Source organism: Streptomyces sp. YIM 121038, from assembly GCF_006088715.1.
In the GTDB taxonomy this organism is placed as follows: Bacteria; Actinomycetota; Actinomycetes; order Streptomycetales; family Streptomycetaceae; genus Streptomyces.
This window is the reverse complement of the sequence record NZ_CP030771.1, coordinates 9,023,171-9,041,407: the sequence shown is the minus strand read 5'-3', so window position 1 is coordinate 9,041,407 and position 18,237 is coordinate 9,023,171. Positions and strand designations below refer to the sequence as shown.

The following is an 18,237-nucleotide window of genomic DNA, read 5'->3' as shown; positions in this document are numbered from 1 at the left end:
CGCTAGACGGCGGCCGGGGCACCGGGCGTCCGCCAGGCGTGGCGATCAGGCGTACTCCCTGGGGAGTACGCCACGCGCGCCCCCGGCGGTCAGTCCTTCGGCAGCGGTCTTCGGCGCGCCGTCCCCTTGGGCTGGGAGGGCACGCGGACCTGTACGGCGTCCGGCGGGGCGGGGGAATCGGACGGTGTCTTCGGCACGCCCCGGCGGGCCGGTGCGCCCGCGCCGGGGCGCACGCCGTCGAGGCTCCGGGAGCGATAGCCGTCGACCTCGGCCTGGAGGGCGCGCAACCGCTGGTAGGTGTCGTAGAGGTAGCGCACCTTGGTGCGCAGCGTCCACGGGTCGACGGGCTTCACGACGATGTCGGCCACGCCGAGGCGCAGGGCCGTCGCCGACAGCTCCTGGCTCACGTCGAAGCCGGTCAGGAGGATGATCGGCAGGAGCTGCGTCTGCTCCACGCCCCGTACGTAACGCACCACGTCCAGGCCGTCGACGCCGGGCATGCGCACATCGAGCAGGGCCACGGCGATGTGGCCGCGGAGTATCTCCTTGAGGGCGTCGTCCCCGTTGGTCGCGCACGTCGTCTCATAGCCGAGCGGAGCCAGCGCGCTTTCGAGCGCGAAGAGGTAATCCTCGTGGTCGTCCACGACGAGGATCTTCGAGTGCGACGGCATGTGTGGAGCCCCCTCATCCGAGCTAACCAGCCTATGCCCATGGCGAGTTGGAGAAACCTTCATGCGAAACGCTAGACGACTTCTCATTCTTCACAAGCCGATCACCGAACTCGGCCGCTCCACGCGTTTCCCGCCAGGGGGCGTGCGGCACGAGCGCACGGGTGGGGGCGGGGCCGTCGGGGCGGGCGCGCGGGGCGTCCCTCCGCCCGCCGCCCGCCCCGGTCGGGGCGCTACCGGTCGAGCTTGCCGAGCACGCGGCCCGCCATCGGGTGCGTGCGCACGATCTCGGCGAGCGTCGTCCGGCCGCTGGTGATCTTCGCGAACGCGTTCCACGCCGGGCGGAAGCCGGTGATCGCCGTGTGCAGGAGGCCGGGGCGCCGCTCGAAGACGGCCAGCATGCGCCGCCCGACGCTCATCTCCACGCCGAGGCCCGCCTTGACGGCGAACGCGTAGTTCAACGCCTGGCGGCGGGCGTCCACCGCGTCGTGCGCCTCCGCGATGCGCACCGCCCACTCCCCCGCGAGCCGGCCCGAGCGCAGCGCGAACGAGATGCCCTCGCGGGTCCACGGCTCGAGGAGGCCCGCCGCGTCGCCGCACACCAGGACCCGGCCGCGGGACAGCGGCGAGTCGTCGCTGCGGCAGCGCGTGAGGTGACCGGAGGAGATGCTCGGCTCGAAGCCCGAAAGGCCGAGCCGGGCGATGAAGTCCTCCAAATAGCGCTTCGTCGCGGCGCCTTCACCGCGCGCGGAGATCACACCGACGGTCAGCGTGTCGCCCTTGGGGAACACCCAGCCGTAACTGCCGGGCATCGGGCCCCAGTCGATGAGCACCCGGCCCGCCCAGTCCTCGGCGACCGTCGCGGGCACGGGGATCTCCGCCTCCAGGCCGAGGTCCACCTGGTCCAGCTTCACCCCGACGTGCGCTCCTATGCGGCTCGCGCTGCCGTCGGCGCCCACGACCGCGCGCGCCAGGACCGTCTCACCGCCCTGGAGGACGACCGCGACCGTGCGCCGGTCCGGCACGGCCGGGCCGTGCTGCTCGACGCGCGCCACGGTGACGCCGGTGCGCACCTCGGCGCCCGCCTTCTCCGCGTGCTCCACGAGCTGCTGGTCGAACTCCGGCCGGTTGATGAGCCCGAAGAGCATCTTCCGCGAGCGGCGGGTGCGGGAGAACTTGCCGTCCAGGGTGAACGTGACCGCGTGCACCCGGTCCCGCAGGGGCAGGTCGAAGCCCGGGGGCAGCGCGTCCCGCGAGGGACCGATGATGCCTCCGCCGCACGTCTTGTACCGCGGCAGGGCGGCCTTCTCCAGGACCAGGACGCTGCGTCCCGCGACGGCCGCCGCATAGGCCGCGGAGGCTCCCGCGGGGCCCGCGCCGACCACCACGACGTCCCACACCTGCCGCGGGTCGTCCGCTGACTTCTCGCTGCTCACGTTGGTCTTACGCTCCTGATCCCCGTCTTGGCCGCGCTGTCCTTGCTCTCTGGAGGGCATCCTACGGCGCACGCCCGCGCGATCCTCCTGTGGGAGGATCAGCAACGTGCACACCGCACGCACCGTGCCCACAGGCCACGCGCGCGGCGCGCACCCGAGACCACCGCGAACCGCGTCACCCGTCCCCAAGGACAACGTCGCACCTACGAGGAGCGTGCCCATGCCGTCGCATCCGATCGCCGAGACCGTCGCTTCGCTCATGCCGCGGGCGAAGGCGGAGCTCACCGAGCTGGTGGCCTTCAAGTCGGTGGCGGACTTCGAGCAGTATCCGAAGAGCGAGAGCGAGGCCGCCGCGCACTGGGTGGCCGACGCCCTGCGCACCGAGGGCTTCGAGGACGTCGCGCTCCTGGACACCCCGGACGGCACGCAGTCGGTGTACGGCTACCTGCCGGGCCCCGAGGGCGCCCCGACGGTGCTCCTGTACGCGCACTACGACGTCCAGCCCCCGCTCGACGAGTCCGGCTGGACCACGCCCCCCTTCGAGCTGACCGAGCGCGACGGCCGCTGGTACGGCCGCGGCAGCGCCGACTGCAAGGGCGGCGTGGTCATGCACCTGCTCGCGCTGCGCGCCCTGAAGGCCAACGGCGGCATCCCCGTGGCCGTGAAGTTCATCGCCGAGGGCTCGGAGGAGCAGGGCACCGGCGGCCTGGAGCGCTACGCCGAGGCACACCCCGACCTGCTGCGCGCCGACACCATCGTCATCGGCGACGCGGGCAACTTCCGCGCCGGACTGCCGACGGTCACCGCGACCCTGCGCGGCATGACCCTGGTGCGCGTGGAGGTCGACACGCTCGAAGGCAACCTCCACTCCGGGCAGTTCGGCGGCGCGGCCCCGGACGCGCTCGCGGCCCTCGTGCGCGTCCTGGACTCGCTGCGCGCCGAGGACGGCTCGACGACGGTCGACGGCCTCGACAGCGCCGGCGTCTGGGAGGGCCTGCAGTACGCCGAGGACGACTTCCGCAGGGACGCCAAGGTCCTCGACGGGGTCGGCCTCATCGGCGAGGGCACGGTCGCCGACCGCATCTGGGCGCGCCCGGCCGTCACCGTGCTCGGCATCGACTGCCCGCCCGTCGTCGGCGCCACCCCGTCCGTGCAGGCGGGCGCGCGGGCGCTGATCAGCCTGCGGGTGCCGCCGGGCGTGGACGCCGCGGAGGCGACGAAGCTGCTGCGCGCCCACCTGGAGGCGCACACGCCGTGGGGCGCCCGGGTGCGCACGGAGCAGGTCGGCCAGGGCCAGGCCTTCCGCGCGGACGTCACAAGCCCCGCGTACGAGGCGATGGCGGCCGCCCTCAGCGAGGCGTACGACGGGCGGCAGATGCAGGCCTCCGGCATGGGCGGCTCGATCCCGCTGTGCAACACGCTGGGCGCGCTGTACCCGGAGGCGGAGATCCTCCTCATCGGCCTGAGCGAGCCCGAGGCGCAGATCCACGCCGTGAACGAGAGCGTGTCGCCGGACGAGCTGGAGCGCATGTCGGTCGCCGAGGCCCTGTTCCTGCAGCGGTACGCGACCGGGGCCTGACCCCGCCCCGATGCCCGGGGCCGTGAACGCGGCCCCGGGCTCCGGCTCCCCCTCCGGAGCCCTACCGTGCCCGGCCGCACCCCCTCGTGTCGTCGGCACGGAGCGCAGGATTCCTTGACCCGCAGCGCAAGGCCCCGGGTCCTACAGCAGGCCGTGGTCGCGGGCGTACAGCGCGGCCTGGGCGCGGCCGCGCAGGCCGAGGCGGGTCAGGACGCGCGAGATGTGGTTCTTGACCGTGCCCTCGCTGAGGTAGAGCTCCGCCGCGATCTCGCGGTTGGTGGCCCCGGCGGCGACGAGCCGCAGGATCTCGATCTCACGGGCGGTGGGCGCGCCGCCCGGTTCCACGACGGGCGCGGGCGGCCCGGCGGGCGGCGGCGCGGCCGCGAGGCGGCGGGTGACCGCCGGGTCGAGCGGGGCCACGCCCCGGTGCGCGAGCCGTACGGCGTCGGCGAGTTCGGCCGCGGGCAGGCTCTTGAGGAGGTAGCCGACGGCCCCTGCCCGCAGGGCGCGCACCACGTAGTCCTCGTCGTCGAACGTCGTCAGCATGACGACCTTGCAGGCGGGGGCGCGGGCATGGACGGCGGCGACGGCCGTGACGCCGTCCATGCCCGGCATGCGCACGTCCATCAGGATCACGTCGGGCGCCAGCGTCAGCGCGGCGTCGACCGCCGCGGCACCGTCGGCGGCCGTGCCGACCACCCGGACGCCGGGCTGGATGCCGAGCAGGGACGCGATGCCCTCACGGACGAGCTCCTGGTCGTCGACGACGAGGACGCGCACGGCCTCGGGGCCTTCGGGGGCCGGGGAGTTCATCGGCCGGGTCCGGTCGGCGCCGTGGGGTCGACGGCGTCCGCGGCGCCCGGCACCGGCAGGGTTCGGGGCACCGTCGCCGTGAGCGTGGTGCCGTCGCCCGGCGCGCTCCGCACGCACAGCGCGCCCCCGAGCGGCTGGAGCCGCTCGCGCAGGCCGCGCAGGCCGACGCCGGGGGCGGCCCGCGCGGCGGCCGGGTCGGGCAGGCCGCGGCCGTCGTCGGTGACGGTCAGGCGCGCGGCGGCCGGACCGTATGCCACGTGGAGGTGGACGTGTGCCGCGTCCGCGTGGCGGCGGGCGTTCGTCAGGGCCTCCTGGGCGGCGCGGTACAGCGCGGTCAACTGGCCTTCTCCGTAGCCCGTTTCCTCTCCGGTGATGTCGAGGGTGACGTGCGGGCCGCCGCCGTCGGCCCCGTTCCGCACGAGGTCCGTGAGCGCGTCCGAGAGCGAGAACGGCTCCGGCTCGTCCCGCAGGGCCCGCACCGAGCGGCGGGCCTCGGCCAGCGCGCGCCGCGCCGACCAGCGGGCGGCGGCCAGCGCCCGGTCGGACTCCGCGCGGTCGAGGTCGCGGAACGCCTCCGCCTTCTCCACCTGCACGGCGACGGCCGTGAGGTGGTGGCCGATGCTGTCGTGGATCTCGCGGGCGAGCCGGTTGCGCTCCTCGGCCGTGGACAGTTCGGCGACCCGGGCGGCGTAGGCGCGCAACCGGCGCTGGGAGCAGGTGAGTTCGCGCACCGTCGACTCCAGGCGCCACCGGGCGTCCCGCTCCCCCGTCGCGACGGCCGCCATGGACACCGTGAGCACCAGGACGAGGGCGAACATCAGCAGGTCGGAGATCGCTTCGGCGTCCGTGTACCAGCCGTCGGAGGTCAGCGCGTAGCGGCCGAGCAGCGCGCCCGCGCAGCCCGCGCCGAGCGCGAGGCTCACGCGCCGCCCGAAGGCGAAGTACGCGGTGAACGGCACGAGCACGAACAAGGCCCGCGCAAGGCCCGCGCTGTCGCAGGCCGTCACCGCGAAGAAGAGGCCCACGCGCGCGAGGAGCACGCCCGCCGCGAGGCCGCGCGCGACGCCCGCACGCCGGTGGAGCCGCCGCTCGGCCGCGTCCAGCGCGAACAGCGCGGCCAGCGCCGCGACGAATCCGGTGGTGCGCGCGGGCACCTGGGGCTCGTCCCCGACGAGGTCGTAGTACACGCCCGCGAACAGGACGGCCGCGTAGAGCACGGAGGCCACCCAGGGCGGAGCGTGGCCCGGTCGCACCGGTGACGGTTCCCCCGGGTGCCACGGCGTGGTCGTCATCCGCCCCTCCCCCCACGGCGTGCGGGTCACGGTACTTGGGGCGGGCGGCGGGCCACGACCCTTCGGGGGCTCCCGCAGGAGCTCTGGCCGTTCGGCACGTGCCGAACGGACGGCCGCCGCCCGGGACGGTGGCCGCCGCTGCGGCCGTCCGGCACTGACCGCCGCCCTCGGCCGCTCCCTAGGGTCTGTCGCCCCGGCGCTGTCCGCGGCCGGGCCCACGACGAGAACCGGGAGCCCCACGCATGATCCGTCATCTGGCCGCCACCACCGCGGCGTTGCTGCTCGCGACGCTCGCCCCCGCCGCCACGGCCGCGCCGCCAGGGGCCTGCCCCGGCGAGCGGCTGCGCGTCCCCGGAGCCGAGAAGACCGTCGCCGCCTGTCTGAGCGACCTCACCACGGCCGGAACGGTCGCCTCCGGCCACACCGACCCGGCGGACTGGGCGGGTCTGGTGGCGCCCGGCACCCGCAGCCCGTCGGGCGTGCCCGGTGTGCAGCTCGACGGCTACTTCCCCGACTCCTCGCACACCAACGGCACGCACGGCTGGAACCACGACAGCCAGTTCGTGATCCGGCTGCCCGAGCGGTGGAACGGCGGCCTCGTCGTGGCCGGGCCGCCCGGCGTCCGGGAGCAGTACGCCAACGACCGCACCATCGGCGACCACGTCCTGGCGCGGGGCTACGCGTTCGCGGCCACCGACAAGGGCAACACGGGGCCCACGCTGTACCGCGACGGCGCACGTCCCGGCGACGCCATCGCCGAGTGGCACCGGCGCCTGACCCAGCTGACCGTCGCCGCCGAGCGGGTCGCGGCGCGGCACTACGGCCGCGCGCCCCGGCGCACCTACGCGGCGGGCATGTCCATGGGCGGCTACCTGGTGCGCTGGCAGCTGGAGAACGTCCCGTGGCTGTACGACGGCGGGCTCGACTGGGAGGGCGTCCTGCTGACCCGCGACGCGCCCGACCTCCTCACGACGCTGCCGCCCGCGCTGCGCGCCTACCCACGGCTCCGCGCGGGCGAGCCGGGCGCACGCGACGCGCTGGCCGCCGCCGGGTACCCGCCGGAGTCCGAGCCCCTGTGGGACACGCACTACCGGACGCAGTGGGACACCTTCCAGCGGCTGATCCGCGAGGAGGTCGACCCCGGCTACGACGGCGCCACCGAGGCCGGTACGCCGTTCTGCCCCGAGGGCACCGGCCGGGGCTGCGACACGGACTACGACTACGCGGCGCGCCCCCGCGCGGTGCACGACACCGTGGGCAGGCTCGCGCTGACCGGCCGCATCGCCCGGCCGCTCCTGACCGTGCACGGCACCCTGGACGCCCTGATCCCCATCGGGCCCGGCTCCGACCGCTACGCGCGGCTCGTCGACGGGGCCCGGCGCGGCCCGCTCCACCGCTACTACCGGATCACCGGGGGCAACCACACGGACGGCCTGTACGCCGCGCACCCGGACCTCGTCCGCCCCCTGCTGCCGTGCGTGCGCGACGCCTTCGACGCCCTGACGGCCTGGGTGGAGGACGGCACGGCGCCCCCGCGCGGCCGCACGGTGCCGCGCCCGGACGGCGACCCGGTGCACACGTGCGCGCTCTGAGCCCGGCACGGGCTCCGGCCGGGCCGCTCTGCCGGAAGCAGAACCCGTACGCTCCGGGCGAAGGGGGCTCGCTCCGCGGGGCGCGCCGTCCCTACGGTCGCCGTATGAACCCGATCGAGATCGTCGAACTCCGGCCCCGCGTCCACCTCTTCCGCTTCTCCGTCGGCCAGGCCTATCTGTGGCGCGACGGCGACGAGCTGACCCTGGTGGACGCGGGCACCCCCGGCTCGGGTCCGGCCATCGCGGAGGCCATCGAGGGCCTCGGGCTGCGCGCCCGCGACGTACGGCGCGTCGTCCTGACGCACTTCCACAGCGACCACGTGGGCGGCGCGGGCGAGGTGGCGGCCCTCACCGGCGCCACGGTCCTCGCGCACCACCTGGACGCGCCCATGGTGCGCGGCGAGGTCCCGGGCCCGGCCCCCGTCCTGGAGGACTGGGAGGTGCCGATCTTCGCGGAGACGTCGAAGAACGTGCCGAAGCCGACCGAGCGGCGGGTGTACGCCGCCGAGGTCCAGGAGGTGACGGACGGCGACGTCCTGCCCTTCGGCGGCGGGGCCCACGTGGTCGGCGCCCCCGGGCACACGCGGGGCAGCATCGGCCTGCACCTGCCGGAGCACGGCGTCCTGTTCACCGGCGACGCCATCGCCAACACCCCCGAAACGGGCGTGCTCCTCGGCGTGTTCAACCAGGACGCGGAGCAGGCCGTCGCCTCGTTCCACCGGCTCGCCGCGCTTGACTCGGACATGGCGTGTTTCGGTCACGGCGATCCGGTCCGCGCGGACGCGTCGGCGGTGCTGCGGGAGTCGGCGGCGCGGTATGCGCACGCCTGACACCGCCTGGGCGGGACGAGCGGGGGCGGCGGCCCTCAGCGGCGGGTGACCGCCTCCACCCGTGCCAGGGCCAGGGCCTGGACGGCGCCCGGCCTGCCGCGCGCCCGGCGCCCGCGCGGGCTCAGTCGCCCACGGGCTTCCCGGCCTCCAGATACAGCGGAACGCCCCGCTCCCGGGCGCGCAGGGCCCAGCGCAGGCGCTCGTAGCGCACCGGCGGCAGGAGCCGTGCGGCCTCCTCCTCGGTGACGAAGCGCCAGTCGCGCAGTTCGGGTCCCGGCAGCAGCAGGCGCTCGGCCTCGGTGCCGTCGAGGACGCCGCCGTCGAAGAGGAAGCGCATCCCGCCGTAGCCGGGCGGCAGCGGCGGCTCCCAGTCGGCGACGAGGAGCCGGGGAGTCCCGGTGAGCCGGATGCCGGTCTCCTCCGCGACCTCGCGCACACCGGCGTGCGCGGGCGCCTCGCCGCGCTCCACGACCCCGCCGGGGAACTCCCAGCCCGCCTTGTACGTGGGGTCGACGAGCAGCACCCGGTCCCGTTCGTCGAAGAGCAGCACGCCCGCGGCCAGCGTCTCGGCGGTGGGCTGCGGGGTCTGCACGATCTCGCAGACGGGGGCGGCTCCGGTGCGCACCGCGTCGGCGATGTGCTCGGCCGTCTCGTACGGCGTCAGGGCGCTGGTGTCGACGCGATGGGCGTCCGCCCCCAGCCAGACGGCGAGCGCCGTGTGGAAGGGCTCGATGTGGTCGAACGACCATTGGCGAATGCGCAGTTCGCCATCGGGGAGGTCCGGGGGGACTTCGCGTCCGGCTATGCGTTTGCGCAGGATCGTTTCGTCCGGGGCGAGCACCACATGGCGTATCGGTATCCGCCGCGAGGCGAGCCCCCCGAATATCTCGTCCCGGTACTCCTGGCGCAGGAGCGTCATCGGCACCACGAGGACCCCGCCCAGCTCCGCGAGCAGTCCGGCCGCCGTGTCCACCACGAGGCGTCGCCAGATCGGCAGGTCCTGGTAGTCGCTCACCTCGGCGAGTCGCTTGGCGGGCAGCAGCTGCGGCAGGGCGCCGCCGATGACCTCAGGGTCGAAGAGCGCGCTGTTCGGGATCAGCTCGATCAGTTCCCGTGCGGCGGATGTCTTTCCCGCACCGAACGCCCCATTGATCCAGACGATCATTCATACTCCAAGACTCGAAGGCCGCTGAACAGCGACGGAACGGCTTGCGCAGGACCGGATGGGAGAGGCATGGGAAATGGCGGCGTCCACAGCCCCGCACCCACTACCTCCTTCTCCCAGACCTGCTGCAGGTACTCCACGATCCGCTCCTCCATCGCGACCGTCACCTCACTGTAGGTGCCCTCAACCCCTGGCAACTCGTGACCCAGACGCGCCTCAACCGCCACACGCGGAATGTCCCCCGGCTCATCAAGCTTCCCCTTGTGCCAGTGCCTGATCCGGTAGATGTCTTCTCCCGCAAGCTCCGGCACCGGCGGGATCGCAGGCCGGGCCCACCGCCTGTTACGCCCTTCCTCTAGTCGCTCATCTGCGCCGTCACGGATCGGATACCAATAGTGGCTCTTGAAGTTCGACCCCAGTAGCGGCTTCCCAGTCATCGACAGGAACGTCCACGGCTGGTCGTGGGACGCCAGCAGCGCCACATGCATCGCATGCAAGAACGGCGGCATCACAAGCGTTCTCCACGAGTCGTACTTCGGCCCCGCGAGAACTGGCCCGCCATCAGCCAAGTACGTCTGATACTGCACCCGTAGCGCGTGCATCGCCTCGTATCTCGCGAGCGACTCCTCGCGAAGCTCCTCGTCCGGTTCCGACGCAGGCCAGTAGGGCGACGAGTATCCCCGCTGGAGTCCGTACATCTCGCCGGGCGACCGCATGCCCGTGAACGCGACGGTCCAGATGTACACCCACCCGGCGAAGCCCCACACGATGTAAGCGTTTACTGCCGCTTGATGAATCGACTGAATTCCCAACTTGCGCTTCACTCGTCGGGTCTGCTTCTTTCGATAGAGGCCACGACGGCGCTGCTCCACGATGGGTGACTCGTCGCGGAGCTTGTACTTCACGACCGCGTCGTCCATCAGCATCCTGAACATGCCGAGGACGTGCTTGCTGTAGTTGTGCGAGTACTTCCCGATGACGTAATCCCGGAACGTGTCGTAGTCGGGCGGAGTGATCCCGTCGACGGTCCACCCTTCCCAGTACGGTTTGATCACCGCGTTCAGGCGGGACTTGTACGTGGCGTCGGACTTCACCCTCAGTTCGATGTTGCTGAACCAGAGATCGACGTACTCGCCCATGGCCAGGCGGTCGGACACCTTGCGTCGGTTCCGTTTGTTCCGCACATCGGATTCACGGTCGAGGCCGTAGTGGTACGCCTCGTCCTCGTCCTTGAAGGGCACCCCGTCTTCGGGACCGCTCGCGGAGTCGTAGCGCTTCCGCTTCGTGGGCTTGCCCTTAGTGTCGAGGTGGTACTCGCCTGACCACCACTTCACGCGAATCGAGTTGCCACGCGTTTCTACGTAAGGCATGCGTCATCCCCCCAAATCTTGCCTGAGTTGAGTGGATGCGCCGGCAGGCACCCCTACCGCCGGCCCGTCCCTGACTGCTTCTACCTTGCCTGCCCGACGGGGCAGCCGCGGCATTTTGCGCAGTCTCTTCCCTGTCCCCTCATGAACTGCCTGACGCGTGCCTGAATACGCGTGTCGGTGGCGGCCCTGGGGGTCAGGTAACACACCGCCTCTCCTGCTTCTCGGGCTGCGAGTCCGAAGAAATCTGGTCCGAGATCCAGTTCGATGGCGTAACTCACCGGTCCCCCTATGTTCTCGCGGAGACCTCCCCGGGTGGATCGTCAGAGTGGCACGTGGGTCGCGCGCGCGGGAGGGGGCGCGGCCACTTTCTACCGTGACGGAATGTCACGATCCCGTTACGGTCGAATGGTTGTACGCAGAATGGCGCAGATCAACCTTGCCCTGGGCCGCTCGAAGCTGCACGCTTCCGCAGCGCTTCCATGAACTGATCAGCCAGCTCTTGAATCTTGCCGATCGGCAGGTCGGGGGTTGTCGCGATCGCCGAGTCCATCAGCGCCTGCCGCACGTCATCCTCGAACTCGTCGGACCATGCGGCGGGCAGCCTGGACACCATCGTCACGTCGGGGCCAGTCTCGATGTATCCGACCTCGACCGGCTCGCCACCTTCCGCGATAGCGAGGCAGCTGCCAGCGGCCCACCCCAGCCCTCGATCCACCTTGGCGTAGGTAACCTCGCGCACCTCCCGGCCCTCTTCGATGCGCTGCCAGGTGTCCTTGGAGACGCCAGCCGCCTCCGCCGCGGCTCGGCGCGAGGGGTACTGCTCCATGCGGCGAGCTTTCACACGCTTCGCCACGCGGTCGAGATCACGAAGTGCCATGTCGACATCTTCGCAGGACCAACTAGGGCCAACTAGGGCCACCAGCCAGAACGGCCGGATTCTTGGCCACACCCACGCCTTGCGAGACGATCTAAGGCGACCTCGGGACTATTTGGCACGATGTAACACGCACTGAGGCTAGACATGGAAGCTAACTAGGGCTAACTTCGTCGCATGCACCAACCCACGACCTTCGAGGTCGTCGGGGACGCGATCCGTGAAGAGCGCATGCAGGCGGGCCTCGCCCGATCCGAGCTGGCCGAGAGAGCAGGCATGAGCCACCGCTACCTCGCCCACCTCGAAAACGGCACCCGCAAGCACATGAGCCCCAAGCGCTACATCGCCCTCCGCGAGGCCTTGCAAGCGACCGACACGCGCCTCCTCGCCCCCCACCGAGGCCCAACCCGAAAGGAAGTGACGACATGGCCACCAGGGCATACGAGCGCTACGGCCGACCGACTCCCCCCGACTCCCCGGACCAGGAGTACATGACCATCCAGGAGACGGCCTACGTCATGAAGTGCAGCGTCTCGTGGCTGTACCGCTTCCTCCGGGACAACGCGCACCTGCGCGGCCGCAACGGAACCCGGGGCCGGATCACCACCGACCGTGAGCAGCGGACTGCCATCCACAAAGCGCGCAGCGCGGGTGACCCGCGTGCTGGTCGCAGTCTGCCGCGTCAGCGGCGCCGTACTTCCCCGCGGTCCGCAGCGGCTCTCGCCAAGTCCTGAGCTCAACGCGCCGCAGGGGCCGCCCGACTGCCAGGCCCGGCGACCCCCACGACTACGGCGCCTCCACCACTCATGAAAGCAGAGGTCACCATGGCCACACACCTTAGCGATCGACCGCCCACCAGCGGCCTCGCTGCCGACGCTCAGACCTTCCGCGCTGCGGCGTGCGTCCTCGCCGTGAACCGCCTCCACCAGGGCGACTTCGTCGAGGACCCCTTCGACCGGCGTCTGACGACGCCGCACGCGATGCGTCGGATGTCGATCGTGGCGTCGCTGAACTACGTGACGACCGCGGACCCGCACCGGCCGTCGGATGAGTCCCGCCGGGCAGTCGCGTTCCTCGCGCACCGCCTCGTCGTCCGAGGCGAAGGCCCGTACGCCGAGGACGAGTTCGCGCTCGCGTTCCACGTGGACGAGTGGGGCGACGCCGAGGGCCGTACGACGGAGTCGGCAGTGGCGGTGCTGGAGGCGGCTGCGGCTGCGTGCGAGGTGTCGGCATGAGCGACTCGCAGCGCAGGAAGAGCCTGTTGGCGGCGCACTCCGTGGCCCTGCACGTGCAGGTCGTGGCCCCGGTTCCGCCGTCGTCGGTCACGATCATGTGCCACGCCTTCAGCCCCACCGAGCCCAGCGTGGACATCAACTTCCACGTGGACCGCGACGGTGTGCAGCAGCTCGCCGAGGTGCTCGGCGTAGGGACGACGACTCGGCAGCACAGCACGACCGACCCGCAGCTCTACACGGTGGCGACGGCCGAAATCGCTGGCATCCCCGTGAAGATCTGGACGCTCATGGACCCGCTGGAGGTGTCGGTATGAGTGCCCCGTCGTCGCATGACCCGGTCGCGGTGACGACCCGGGATGGAGCGTCGTGGCTGCGGCACGCGGTCAGCGTGGATGGGCGTGGCCTGTACGCGGTGGCTGGTGCGGTGCCGGGTGTTCCGGAGTGCGTGCTGGCGTCGCTGGCGGATCTGGCTGAGCTCGGGATCGTGGGGACGGCGGACGTGCTGCCGGTGCCGGTGGGTGCTGAGGCGCTGCGCTTCCACCTGGATCGGTTGCGGGCGCAGGCCCCGGAGCGGGCGACGGAGCTGTACCCGGAGGAGCGGGAGCAGCTGGCCGAGATCCTCGCGGGGACGGCTCCGGCGACGGCTGGTCTCGTGGTCGCGGTGGCGGAGGTGCTGCGGGACTGCTGGGGGCACGAGCACCCGAAGCAGGAGGACATCTTCTGCGGCAATCTCTACGGCTGGATGGGCGAGCGGGTCGGCCCGGTGCTGAGGCGTCTGCTGGATGTCGAGGCGGAGCGCGAGGGGCTGCGGGCTCGGGTCGGCGAGCTGGAGGCCGAGCGGCACGCGACGAACGCCGTGTTGGCCGACGTGACCGTGGCGCAGCGAGCCGAGGAGCGGGCGGCCGCGAGGCTGCGAGGGCTGCTCGCCGAGTCGCCGCGCCCGGCTCCCGGAGCCTGTGACGCGTGCGGCTCGCTGCCGGAGAGCTGGTGCCCGGACTGCGCGGCCTGCCAGAAGGGCTGCTTCGGAGGGTTCGACGGCAACGCGTGCACTCACGCGAACGCCTCGTGGGGTGGTGCCTCGTGATTGCCGAGACCGTGCCCGCCGCTGTCGCGCTGGCGACCAGCGCGTACGCCACCGCGAGCATCCCGGTGCTGCTCCTCGTCGACGACCCCGTATGGCCGTCGCGTCGGGAGCTGATCGAGACCCGTGCCGGTGACCGGCTGCTCGTCGAGATCGCCCGCGCGCGCCACACCGCCGCCGGCGCCCGGACCCGCGCCGCGCTGTCGGGCGCTGCTCTTCTCCTGCTGCTCTCCGCCCCGAAGGGGATCTCGTCATGACCGAATCGTCGAAGCCGCAGCTCTCCTTCTCTCTCCGCTCGGACTGGCTGGCCGCCTACCTCCGCGTCGACCAGATCCGTCACGACACGCTCGTCGGCCTGGTCGCCGCCTGGTCGGACCCGGACGCGCGGGACGACGTGCTCGCGCAGCTCGACGCGCTCGCCGAGACGGTGGCCTCCCCGCGCGAGGGCGAGCTGGATGCCCTCGTCGAGCAGGTCGAGGGCGCGGCCGGGATGGATGACGCGCAGGTCGAGGTCCGTCTCGATGACGCTCTCCGGCTGCGGGCCGAGCTGGACGCGGTGATCGCGAAGCTCGGCCGCTTCAACCCGGACCGCGTCGAGCGGCCGAAGGGCGCCTCGGACATCAAGCACCCGACCATGCGGGCCACGCGCAAGTACCTGGCCGCGCACCCCCTGCCGGAGCAGGACGGGAGGCGCACCGCATGAGCGCCGACTTCTTCCAGCCCGGCCGCACCTACACGGACTCGGACCGCGGCACCGACTGGGCATTCCGGGTCGACCACATCACCACCTGCCCGGAAACCGGTGAGCGCGCCGCGCTCGGGTGGCGGCACTTCTACGGCGTGTGGGAGCCCTACGCCTATCACACGGACGACTGGGACCTGCACCAGCTGGTAGGGCACACGGAGGTCACCGAGGGCAGCGAGGAGAAGGCCAGCGCTTCGGCGGCGACGGTCACTCCCGACACTCCCGAGCCGCTGTTGGTGTCCCGCTTCGACGTGGCCATCGAGCCCGCGCCCGAGGAGGAGCCCGTCCTCACCATCGGCGCGATCGCCGAGGACGGGCGCCCCGTCGCCCTGCTGCTGGACGTCGAGACCCGGGCGAAGGTCGCCCGCTGGCTCGGGAGTACGGCGTGAGCGCCCGCGGGCAGGAAGCCCGCCTCCAGCGCCTCCTCGACGAGATGCGCTCCCACGGCGGCCGGTGGAACACCGCCCGCGTCCACGCCCTCTACCGCGGGCCCGGCTGGGGTGCTCCGCAGACCGGCACGGCCCGGCGTGACCTCGCCGAGCTGCACCGCCGGGGCCACCTGACCCAGCACGGGCCGGAGGACGGCCGCTACTACCACCTCAGGAAGGAGGGCCGCCGATGAGCCGCCTCGTTCGTCGCCCGCGCGTCGACCACGCCGCCGTCGCCGCCCGAGCCCGCAGCAAGCCGCACACCTGGCTCGTCGTGGGCGAGTACCGGTCCGGCCAGTCCGCCGAAGGCATCGTCCGCGACATCCACACAGCGGGCAGCAGGCTCGGCCAGGTCTCGGAGTACCGGCCTGCGGGGGCTTTCCAGGCCGTGAAGAGGCTCACGGAGTACGGGTGTGAGGTCCTGGTGCGGTACGTGGTGGGTGATCCGCGATGACGCCACGCGACGACGCCGAGCGGGTGCTCGGCCAGATCGAGCGCGGTGAGGTCCTCGCCGGTGCGGCCGGTGCCCGGGCGATCGCCGCCCGTCACGAGGCCGCGTACGGCCGCGCAGTGTGGCCGACCACCATGCTCCGCCCGCCCGCGCCCGTGGCGCTACGGCATCAGGAGCACTGCGACCCGCGGGTGTCGACCGGCTGCTCGTGCCAGCCGCTGCGAGGTGCCGCGTGACCAGTCCCAAGCACGCCCGGGACACCGAGCGGGGCCGCTACTACAGCGACCCCGCCGGGGGCCCGGACCTCGTATCCGTCACCAACGTCCTCGACACCGCCGTGAACAAGTCCATGGCCCTGGTGCCGTGGGGCGTGAAGCTCACCGTCGAGCACGTCCTCGACAACATCGCGAGCATCACCCGCCGCGTCCTCGGCGACCGGACCGGCCTCACCAAGGAGATCAAGGCCATCCACCGCGAGGCCCGCGAGCGCGCGGCCGACCTCGGCGACCGCGTCCACGCCGCCGCCGAAGCACGCCTCCTGCGGGCCCCGATCGCGGACGACCCGGAAGTCGCCCCGTACCTGGCGCAGTTCGACCAGTGGCTCGCCTCCTGGGACGTCGACGTCGACGAGCACGTCGAGGCCACCGAGATCACCGTCCTGCACCGGCGCCTGGGCTACGCCGGGACGGCGGACCTCATGATCTGGCTGCCCACCGGTCCGGCCCGGCGCCTGGAGCTGTGGCTCATCGACTACAAGTCGTCCGCCACCCGCCGCGCCTCGTCGGTCTACCCCGAGAACACGCTCCAGCTCGCCGCGCTCCGCTACGCCGAGACCGCGCTGCTGCCTGACGACACCGAGCAGCCGATGCCCCGCATCGACCGCACCGGCGTCCTCAACCTCCGCGCCAAATCGCACGCGCTCGTGCCGATGCCCGCTGGCCGGGACGCGCACCGCGCCTTCCGCGGCGCCCTGGAAACCACGCGCTGGCTGCACGCCGCGCCCTCCTCGTACCCCGCGCTCACCGCCCCCGATGGGGCCGCGCGGTCGAATCGAAAGGCGGCCTGATGGGATCTCGCCTCCGCAACATCCAAGCCCGCGCGGCCGAGCACGGCCGCTTGCGCACCGGCTACACCCAGGGCAAGCGGCCCATGCGTTCCGCGACGTGGGTCATTACCTCCCACAGCGAAGAGCACGTGCGCCGTGCGGCCGAGCTGTGGGGCGGTGAGCCCGAGCAGTGGCAGCCGCTCAACTCGACGATCACGCAGTGGCGCGTCATCACGAAGGCGCCCTCGATCGAGGCGCTGATCACGCCCGGGGACCCGCTGAACCAGTACAACGAGATGTGGTCCGCCGGCGGGTGCCAGCGCCGGTGCGACGGCGAGACCGAACTCCTGACCCGCCAGCCCTGCATCTGCGCCCGCCAGTTCGGCGAGGACTGGCACACCCAGCCCAAGGGCCGCGTCTGCTCGGCGACCTCCCGCTTCAACGTCATGCTGCCCGACCTGTCCGGGATGGGCATGTGGCGGGCCGAGACCCACAGCTTCTACGCAGCCTCCGAGTGGGGCGGCATGGTCGACATGGTCCTCGCCGGGACCGACGGCAAGGGCTTCGTCCCCGTGACGCTGCGGATCGAGCCCCGACAGGTGATCCGCGAGGGGAAGACGAAGAAGTTCCCTGTCGTCGTGGTCGAGCTGCGCGGTGTGACGCCGCGCCAGGCCCTGGCCGGGCCGATGAACGCCGCGACCGCCCTCGATCCGGGGGCGGCCGGGCAGCAGCGGGCCGCGATCGAGGCGCCGAAGGGGCGGGACTGGATCGCCGAGGCGGAGGGCGCGCTCACGTCGGACGACGTGCGGGACCTGTGGATGGAGGCTCAGGCGGCGGGCGCCGTGCACCCGAAGGGCACGGATGAGCTCTCGAAGAAGCTGATGGCCATCGCCGCGGCGAAGGACGCCGACAACGCCACCGGCGACGGCCCGGGCCCGGACGAGGACGGTGCGTACGAGGCCGAGGTGGTCGAGGACGAGCCGGGCGAGGGAGACCCCGCTGGCTGGCCTGCTGTCGCGCAGCCCGGATCGGGGGCCCGCGCATGACGACCTGCTCTGTCCCCGACTGCGGGAAGAAGCACCACGCGCATGGCTACTGCGGCGGCCACGCCAAGAACTGGCGGCGCCACGGCGTAGCTGTCCTGCCGAAGCCGACGCTGATCGAGCGGGTGATGGCCAAGGTCGACAAGAGCGGACCGGTGTCGCCCGAGCGCCCTGAGCTCGGCCCGTGCTGGATCTGGACGGGCTACCGGATGCCTTTCGGGCACGGCCAGGTTAAGCGCGGAAGTGGCCTCGGAGGGGCGCTCGTGCACCGTGTCGTCTACGAGCACGCGGTGGGGGAAGTCCCCGCTGGTCTGGAGCTCGATCACCTCTGCCGCGTTCCGGCTTGCTGCAACCCCAAGCATCTCGAACCCGTCACGCACGCGGAGAACGTCCGGCGTGGCATCGCCGTGCAGCGTCGCCGCGAAACAGCGGCGGCCAAGACCCACTGCCCGAGCGGACACCCGTATTCGGGCGCCAACCTGCGCATCACTCCCCTTGGCACCCGCCGCTGCAAGGCCTGCCAGCGCGAGTGGGGTCAGCGGAAGACCGCGGCGAACCGGGCGGTGACCAAGTGAACGCTCCCTGGCACA

At 72.3% G+C, this 18,237-nt stretch carries 24 protein-coding genes; 17 read left to right on the top strand and 7 right to left on the bottom strand.

All coding sequences use genetic code 11. The annotated features are described in order from the left end of the window. Positions 1–89: 89 nt before the first annotated feature. On the bottom strand, positions 90–671 hold the full coding sequence (locus C9F11_RS37885; RefSeq protein ID WP_138964304.1) for a response regulator: 582 nt from the start codon (positions 669–671) through the stop codon (positions 90–92). A gap of 230 nt (positions 672–901) precedes the next feature. Further along, a complete protein-coding gene (locus C9F11_RS37880; RefSeq protein ID WP_138964302.1) occupies positions 902–2,104 on the bottom strand; it encodes a geranylgeranyl reductase family protein in 1,203 nt (400 codons plus the stop codon). A 220-nt stretch (positions 2,105–2,324) separates the two neighbouring features. On the opposite strand from C9F11_RS37880, the gene C9F11_RS37875 reads away from it, so the two are divergent. Beyond that, positions 2,325–3,683, top strand: a complete 1,359-nt coding sequence (locus tag C9F11_RS37875; protein WP_138964300.1) for a dipeptidase — start codon at positions 2,325–2,327, stop codon at positions 3,681–3,683. Positions 3,684–3,824: 141 nt separating this feature from the next. Here C9F11_RS37875 and C9F11_RS37870 read toward each other — a convergent pair whose 3' ends face one another. Both C9F11_RS37870 and C9F11_RS37865 read right to left on the bottom strand, forming a co-directional pair. Then, positions 3,825–4,496, bottom strand: coding sequence for a response regulator transcription factor (locus tag C9F11_RS37870; RefSeq protein WP_138964298.1), 672 nt, complete (start codon positions 4,494–4,496; stop codon positions 3,825–3,827). Beyond that, positions 4,493–5,788 carry a sensor histidine kinase gene (locus C9F11_RS37865; RefSeq protein WP_138964296.1) on the bottom strand — a complete coding sequence of 432 codons (1,296 nt, stop codon included), beginning with the start codon at positions 5,786–5,788 and terminating at the stop codon, positions 4,493–4,495. Before C9F11_RS37865 ends, C9F11_RS37870 begins: the two co-directional genes overlap by 4 nt. 242 nt (positions 5,789–6,030) lie before the next feature. Between C9F11_RS37865 and C9F11_RS37860 the strand changes: the two genes are divergently transcribed. Continuing rightward, complete coding sequence (locus C9F11_RS37860; RefSeq protein WP_138964294.1) at positions 6,031–7,380, top strand: tannase/feruloyl esterase family alpha/beta hydrolase; 1,350 nt, start codon at positions 6,031–6,033, stop codon at positions 7,378–7,380. Positions 7,381–7,493: 113 nt separating this feature from the next. Next, a complete protein-coding gene (locus C9F11_RS37855) occupies positions 7,494–8,210 on the top strand; it encodes an MBL fold metallo-hydrolase (RefSeq protein WP_138967494.1) in 717 nt (238 codons plus the stop codon). A gap of 121 nt (positions 8,211–8,331) precedes the next feature. On the opposite strand, the gene C9F11_RS49875 is transcribed toward C9F11_RS37855, so the two are convergent. The 3 genes from C9F11_RS49875 to C9F11_RS37840 form a co-directional block, all read right to left on the bottom strand. Next, entirely contained in the window at positions 8,332–9,375 is a 1,044-nt protein-coding gene (locus tag C9F11_RS49875) for an NUDIX domain-containing protein (protein ID WP_138964292.1), read from the bottom strand. Then, positions 9,372–10,745, bottom strand: coding sequence for an integrase (locus tag C9F11_RS37845; RefSeq protein WP_138964290.1), 1,374 nt, complete (start codon positions 10,743–10,745; stop codon positions 9,372–9,374). Before C9F11_RS37845 ends, C9F11_RS49875 begins: the two co-directional genes overlap by 4 nt. Positions 10,746–11,175: 430 nt before the next feature. Next, positions 11,176–11,622 (bottom strand): helix-turn-helix transcriptional regulator, encoded by a 447-nt coding sequence (locus tag C9F11_RS37840; RefSeq protein WP_138964288.1) that lies wholly within the window; start codon positions 11,620–11,622, stop codon positions 11,176–11,178. Between the two features lie 174 nt (positions 11,623–11,796). On the opposite strand from C9F11_RS37840, the gene C9F11_RS37835 reads away from it, so the two are divergent. The 14 genes from C9F11_RS37835 to C9F11_RS37770 all read left to right on the top strand — a co-directional run bounded on the left by C9F11_RS37835 (position 11,797) and on the right by C9F11_RS37770 (position 18,222). Then, on the top strand, positions 11,797–12,114 hold the full coding sequence (locus C9F11_RS37835) for a helix-turn-helix transcriptional regulator (RefSeq protein WP_138964286.1): 318 nt from the start codon (positions 11,797–11,799) through the stop codon (positions 12,112–12,114). Beyond that, positions 12,045–12,353, top strand: coding sequence for a DNA-binding protein (locus C9F11_RS37830; protein ID WP_138964284.1), 309 nt, complete (start codon positions 12,045–12,047; stop codon positions 12,351–12,353). Before C9F11_RS37835 ends, C9F11_RS37830 begins: the two co-directional genes overlap by 70 nt. Before the next feature lie 90 nt (positions 12,354–12,443). Next, complete coding sequence (locus C9F11_RS37825; RefSeq protein WP_138964282.1) at positions 12,444–12,854, top strand: hypothetical protein; 411 nt, start codon at positions 12,444–12,446, stop codon at positions 12,852–12,854. Further along, the gene (locus C9F11_RS37820) at positions 12,851–13,168 is read left to right on the top strand and encodes a hypothetical protein (protein ID WP_138964280.1); all 318 of its coding nucleotides are present in this window, start codon (positions 12,851–12,853) and stop codon (positions 13,166–13,168) included. The genes C9F11_RS37825 and C9F11_RS37820 overlap by 4 nt, the downstream gene beginning before the upstream one ends. Further along, a complete protein-coding gene (locus C9F11_RS37815; RefSeq protein WP_138964278.1) occupies positions 13,165–13,938 on the top strand; it encodes a hypothetical protein in 774 nt (257 codons plus the stop codon). Before C9F11_RS37820 ends, C9F11_RS37815 begins: the two co-directional genes overlap by 4 nt. Beyond that, positions 13,935–14,192, top strand: a complete 258-nt coding sequence (locus C9F11_RS37810) for a hypothetical protein (RefSeq protein WP_138964276.1) — start codon at positions 13,935–13,937, stop codon at positions 14,190–14,192. Before C9F11_RS37815 ends, C9F11_RS37810 begins: the two co-directional genes overlap by 4 nt. Continuing rightward, positions 14,189–14,638 carry a hypothetical protein gene (locus C9F11_RS37805; protein ID WP_138964274.1) on the top strand — a complete coding sequence of 150 codons (450 nt, stop codon included), beginning with the start codon at positions 14,189–14,191 and terminating at the stop codon, positions 14,636–14,638. Before C9F11_RS37810 ends, C9F11_RS37805 begins: the two co-directional genes overlap by 4 nt. Continuing rightward, complete coding sequence (locus C9F11_RS37800) at positions 14,635–15,069, top strand: hypothetical protein (protein ID WP_138964272.1); 435 nt, start codon at positions 14,635–14,637, stop codon at positions 15,067–15,069. The genes C9F11_RS37805 and C9F11_RS37800 overlap by 4 nt, the downstream gene beginning before the upstream one ends. Continuing rightward, on the top strand, positions 15,066–15,302 hold the full coding sequence (locus tag C9F11_RS37795; RefSeq protein ID WP_138964270.1) for a hypothetical protein: 237 nt from the start codon (positions 15,066–15,068) through the stop codon (positions 15,300–15,302). Before C9F11_RS37800 ends, C9F11_RS37795 begins: the two co-directional genes overlap by 4 nt. Beyond that, complete coding sequence (locus tag C9F11_RS37790; RefSeq protein ID WP_138964268.1) at positions 15,299–15,562, top strand: hypothetical protein; 264 nt, start codon at positions 15,299–15,301, stop codon at positions 15,560–15,562. Before C9F11_RS37795 ends, C9F11_RS37790 begins: the two co-directional genes overlap by 4 nt. Next, complete coding sequence (locus C9F11_RS37785; protein ID WP_138964266.1) at positions 15,559–15,795, top strand: hypothetical protein; 237 nt, start codon at positions 15,559–15,561, stop codon at positions 15,793–15,795. The genes C9F11_RS37790 and C9F11_RS37785 overlap by 4 nt, the downstream gene beginning before the upstream one ends. Further along, on the top strand, positions 15,792–16,625 hold the full coding sequence (locus tag C9F11_RS37780) for a hypothetical protein (RefSeq protein ID WP_138964264.1): 834 nt from the start codon (positions 15,792–15,794) through the stop codon (positions 16,623–16,625). The genes C9F11_RS37785 and C9F11_RS37780 overlap by 4 nt, the downstream gene beginning before the upstream one ends. Beyond that, positions 16,625–17,650 carry a hypothetical protein gene (locus C9F11_RS37775; RefSeq protein WP_138964262.1) on the top strand — a complete coding sequence of 342 codons (1,026 nt, stop codon included), beginning with the start codon at positions 16,625–16,627 and terminating at the stop codon, positions 17,648–17,650. The genes C9F11_RS37780 and C9F11_RS37775 overlap by 1 nt, the downstream gene beginning before the upstream one ends. After that, positions 17,647–18,222 (top strand): HNH endonuclease signature motif containing protein, encoded by a 576-nt coding sequence (locus C9F11_RS37770; protein WP_212767867.1) that lies wholly within the window; start codon positions 17,647–17,649, stop codon positions 18,220–18,222. Before C9F11_RS37775 ends, C9F11_RS37770 begins: the two co-directional genes overlap by 4 nt. The last annotated feature ends 15 nt before the right edge of the window (positions 18,223–18,237 follow it).